The sequence below is a fragment of the Streptomyces sp. NRRL B-24572 genome (assembly GCF_002156145.1).
Classification (GTDB): Bacteria; Actinomycetota; Actinomycetes; order Streptomycetales; family Streptomycetaceae; genus Streptomyces; species Streptomyces vietnamensis.
This window is the reverse complement of sequence record NZ_MWIG01000242.1, coordinates 1-4,256: the sequence shown is the minus strand read 5'-3', so window position 1 is coordinate 4,256 and position 4,256 is coordinate 1. Positions and strand designations below refer to the sequence as shown.

Sequence of the window (4,256 nt, the reverse complement as noted above, 5' to 3'; positions counted from 1 at the left end):
CGAGCGGGACGACCGTCCGGGCGAGGACGGTGCCGAGTCCGATGCCGACGAGTAGGCCGATGCCGATGAGCAGCCCCTGTTCGGCGGCGACGAGCCGGGCGAGCTTGCGGCGCGGTGCGCCGAGCGCCCGCAGCACGCCGAACTCGGCGGCCCGTTCCCGCATCGCGCCGCAAGCTCGCCCGGCTCGTCGCCGCCGAACAGGGGCTGCTCATCGGCATCGGCCTACTCGTCGGCATCGGACTCGGCACCGTCCTCGCCCGGACGGTCGTCCCGCTCGTCGTCCTCACCGGCCAGGCCACCCGGCCCGTCCCGCCGGTCCTCGTCGAACTGCCCCTCGGCCAGGTGGCGCTGCTGCTCGCCGGCGTCGCCGCCCTGCCGCTCGCCGTCGTCGCCTCGATCGCCCTGCGCCGCGCCGACCCGGCCGTGACCCTGCGCCACCAGGGGGACAACTGATGCCGCCGACGGCCCCGTACAGCGACAGCGCCAGTAACAGCGACCGCACCGACATGCCCGCCGTACGCAGGAAGGCCCCCGACATGCCCCGGTCCCGGTCCGACAAGCCCGCCCGCGCGGTGGCGCCCTGGGTGCGGACCCGGCTGCGGACCGCCCCCTGGGCCGCCGCCGCCCTCGCCCTGCTCGTCCTGGTCACCGCGTACCTCGCGGCGGCGCTGCCGCGTGCGGTGGACCGGTACGAGACGGAGGGTCTGCGGCACGACATCCGGAGCGCCGAACCGCGCAACGCCGTCCTCGAACTGACGACCCCGATCCCGCTGTCCGAGCACGGTCCCGGGCTTGACCCCCGCATCCTCCAGAGGAAGAGCGACGAGGCGCGCGCGTTGCTGCCCGCGCCGATCCGGACCGACCCGGAGCAGACCGTCCACGGCGTCCGCACGGTCAAGCGCGTCGAGGGACTCGACCCGTGGCTGCCCCAGCCCGACGGGCTCCTCCCGGAGTTCCTGCTCTCCGCCCCGTCCCGTCTCGCCGAGCACGCGACCCTGCGGAAGGGCCGGCTCGCCGCGGGCACGGCCGACGCCCCGGAAGCCGTCGTGACCACGCAGACCGCCGGGTCCCTCCACCTGAAGCCCGGCTCCGTCGTGCACGTACCGAGCAAGACCAGCCCGGAACCGCTCGCCATCACGATCACCGGGATCGTGGAACCCCGCGGCCCCCGGTCCCCGTACTGGGCCGTCGAACAGCTGCTGCGCACCCCGGCGTTCGCCGCGAAGATCAGCGACGAGGTGAAGTACTACTGGCAGGGGGCGCTGCTCCTCTCCCCCGGCTCCGCGCCCGTCGTGCTCTCCACCAACAGCGAGCCGGAGATCTTCTTCCGGTACATGCCGACGGCCGGCCACCTCACCAACCGGGACACCGACCGGCTCGCCTCCGCCCTCGACGCGACGGCAAGCGGCCCCGACCTGGTCAAGCTCCGCAAGGCCGTCGGGGGCAACGCCGCCCTCACCACCGACCTCGACGCGATCGTCGACTCGTACCGCTCGATGCGCGAGGCGATCGACCCGGTCGTGGCCGTCGCCGTCTTCGGGGTCGGCACGGTCGCCGCGGTCGTCCTCGCGATGACCGGCGGCCTGTTCGTCGCCCGCCGCGACGGCGAACTCGCGCTGCTCCGCTCCCGCGGCGCCTCCCTCACCGGCATCGGCCTGCGGCTGCTCGGCGAGACCTCGGCCATCGCCCTGCCGGCCGCCGCGCTCGCCCTCGGCCTCGCCGTGGCGACCGTCCGGCCGCCCGACGGCGGGTCCGGCGGGATCCCCCTCGCCCCCTCCGTCCTCGCCGCCGCCCTCGTCGCCCTGATCGCGATGCTCGTCCTGCCCGTACGGGCGGTCGTCCGCCACCGGCGCCCGCGCCTGCACGGCGGACGCGACGACCTGCTCACCGCGCGCCCCTCCCGGCGGCGCACGGTCCTCGAACTCACCCTGCTCGTCCTCGCCGTGGGCGCGGTCGCCTCGCTGCGGCTGCGCGGCACCGACGGCTCCGGCGGCTCCGGCGACCCGCTGGTGAGCGCCGCGCCCGTACTCGTCGGCCTGATCGCCGCCTCCGTCCTCGTACGGATCTACCCGCTGCCGCTGCGCTGGCTGGCCCGCCCGGCCCGCCTGCTGCGCGGGGCCGTCGGACCGCTGGCCCTGGCCCGCGCCGGGCGCGCCCCGTCCTCGGGCACCCTCCCGCTGCTCGCCCTCGTGCTCGCGCTGACCACGGCGGCCTTCGGCGGTTCCGTCCTCGCGGGCGTCGCCGACGCCCGCGACCGGGCGGCGCTCCTGGCGACCGGCGCGGACGCCCGGATCGGCGGCTACGTCGAATGGACCCCGCTGCCCGCCGGACTCACCGAGTCGGTGCGCGGTCTGGCGGGCGTGCGGGACGTGGCGCCGGTCCAGATCGAGTACGGGGTCTCCCTGCCGTCCGTCCAGGGGACCGCCGTCGAGCCGATGAGCGCGCCGATCGTGGGCGTCGAGCCCGCCTCGTACACCCGGCTCGCGAACCGGACCGGCTTCGGGCCGTTCTCCGCCGGGCTGCTCGCCTCGACGGGGAAGGGCGGCGAGGACGCCGTGGCGGACACCGAGCGGGTGCTGCCCGCGATCGCCTCGCCGAAGGTCGCCGAACGGCTCGGCCGCGCCCCGATGGACATCGTCGCAGCGGCGGGCGTCTTCCGGGTGAAGGTGGTCGCGGTCCGCTCCACCACCCCTGCCCTGGACGACGCGGACTTCCTCCTCGTCAACGGCGCCGACCTCACCCACCGGACGAACACCCAGCTGCTCGTCACGGGACCGGTGGACGGCACCGCGCTGCGCGCCGCCGTGCGGGCGAAGTCGTCCAGGCTCGACGTGGCGCTCCGCAGCGAGAAGCGGGCCACGTACGTGGACTCGCCGCTCCAGTCCGGCGCCGAGCGGATCTACCTGGGCGCGATCGGCGCGGGCGCCGCCTTCGCCGTGGTCGCCCTGCTGCTCTCGTTCCTGCAGAGCGCGCCCGAGCGGAACACGCTCCTCGCGCGGCTGCGGACGATGGGCCTCACCCGGAAGCAGGCCCGGCGGCTCCTCGGCCTCGAAGCACTGCCGCAGGCCGTGCTCGCGGCGCTCGGCGGCATCCTCGTCGGCTGGGCGACGGTGCCGCTGCTCGCCCCGGGCATCGACCTGTTCCGGCTCTCGCTCGGGACGGGACCGGAGTTCGCCCCGCTGGACAGCGCCCCGCTGCGGGCGGACCCGTGGTCGCTCGCGCTGCCCGCGCTCGCCGTCGTCGTCCTCACGGGGCTCGCGGCGGTCGGACAGGCGTGGTGGGTGGGACGCAGGGGCTCGATCAAGGAACTCAGGGCAGGAGACGCACGATGACGAAGACCGGCACGGCCCCGTCCGACACGACCCTGGAGGAGCTGGAGCGGCGGGCCACGGCGCACCGCGACCGGCCCTCGTACGGTCATGACGCGCTCATCGCCTGCGACCGGCTGGTCCGCATCTTCACCACGGACGGGGTGGAGGTGCAGGCGCTCCAGGGGCTCGACCTCCTCGTGAAGGAGGGCGAGTTGATGGCCCTGGTCGGCGCCTCCGGTTCCGGCAAGTCGACGCTGATGAACATCCTGGCGGGCCTGGACGTGCCGACCGCCGGCGCGGCCCGGGTGGCCGGCTGCGACCTGCTCGGCATGGACGGCAAGGCGCGGCTGCGCTACCGCCGCGAGGTCGTCGGCTTCGTCTGGCAGCAGACCGCCCGCAACCTCCTGCCGTACCTGACGGCCGCCCAGAACGTGGCACTGCCCATGCAGTTGCGGGGCCGCTCGAAGCAGAAGGCGGAGCGGGCCGAGGAGCTGCTCGCCATGCTGGGCATCCCGGAGATCCGGGACCGGCGGCCGCACCAGCTCTCCGGCGGCCAGCAGCAGCGGGTGGCCATCGCGGTCGCCCTGGCCAACAACCCGGCCGTGCTCCTCGCCGACGAACCGACGGGCGAGCTGGACTCGGCCACCGGCGAGCAGGTCTTCGCGGCCTTCCGCCGCGCCAACGAGGAGCTGGGCACGACGATCGTGATCGTCACCCACGACCAGGCGGTCGCCTCCGAGGTCCGCCGCACGGTCGCCATCCGCGACGGCCGCACCTCCTCGGAGGTGCTGCGCCGCACGGAGGTCGACGAGCAGGGCCAGGAGTCGCTCGTGGCACGGGAGTACGCGATGCTCGACCGCGCCGGCCGGCTCCAGCTCCCGGCGGAGTACACCCAGGCCCTCGGCATGGAGCACCGGGTGGCCCTGGAGCTGGAGCAGGACCACA

The 4,256-nt window shown here is 75.3% G+C and carries 3 protein-coding genes and 1 pseudogene; 3 read left to right on the top strand and 1 reads right to left on the bottom strand.

What is annotated here, in order from left to right:
* A partial coding sequence (locus CCN56_RS15150; RefSeq protein WP_373412855.1) for an FtsX-like permease family protein occupies positions 1-163 on the bottom strand: 163 nt, incomplete at its 3' end.
* On the opposite strand from CCN56_RS15150, the pseudogene CCN56_RS15145 reads away from it, so the two are divergent.
* The 3 genes and pseudogenes from CCN56_RS15145 to CCN56_RS15135 all read left to right on the top strand — a co-directional run.
* Positions 157-453 (top strand): annotated as a pseudogene (locus CCN56_RS15145) (hypothetical protein); the annotation flags it as partial. The gene CCN56_RS15150 and the pseudogene CCN56_RS15145 overlap by 7 nt on opposite strands.
* 83 nt (positions 454-536) lie before the next feature.
* Positions 537-3,332 (top strand): FtsX-like permease family protein, encoded by a 2,796-nt coding sequence (locus CCN56_RS15140; RefSeq protein WP_086827281.1) that lies wholly within the window; start codon positions 537-539, stop codon positions 3,330-3,332.
* The coding region (locus CCN56_RS15135; RefSeq protein ID WP_086827279.1) for an ABC transporter ATP-binding protein at positions 3,329-4,256 on the top strand (928 nt) is incomplete at its 3' end. The genes CCN56_RS15140 and CCN56_RS15135, both read left to right, overlap by 4 nt.

What these genes read in the sequence shown, in the direction of transcription:
- CCN56_RS15140 (WP_086827281.1), top strand. Translation starts at nt 537, where the DNA reads ATGCCCCGGTCCCGGTCCGACAAGCCCGCCCGCGCGGTGGCGCCCTGG.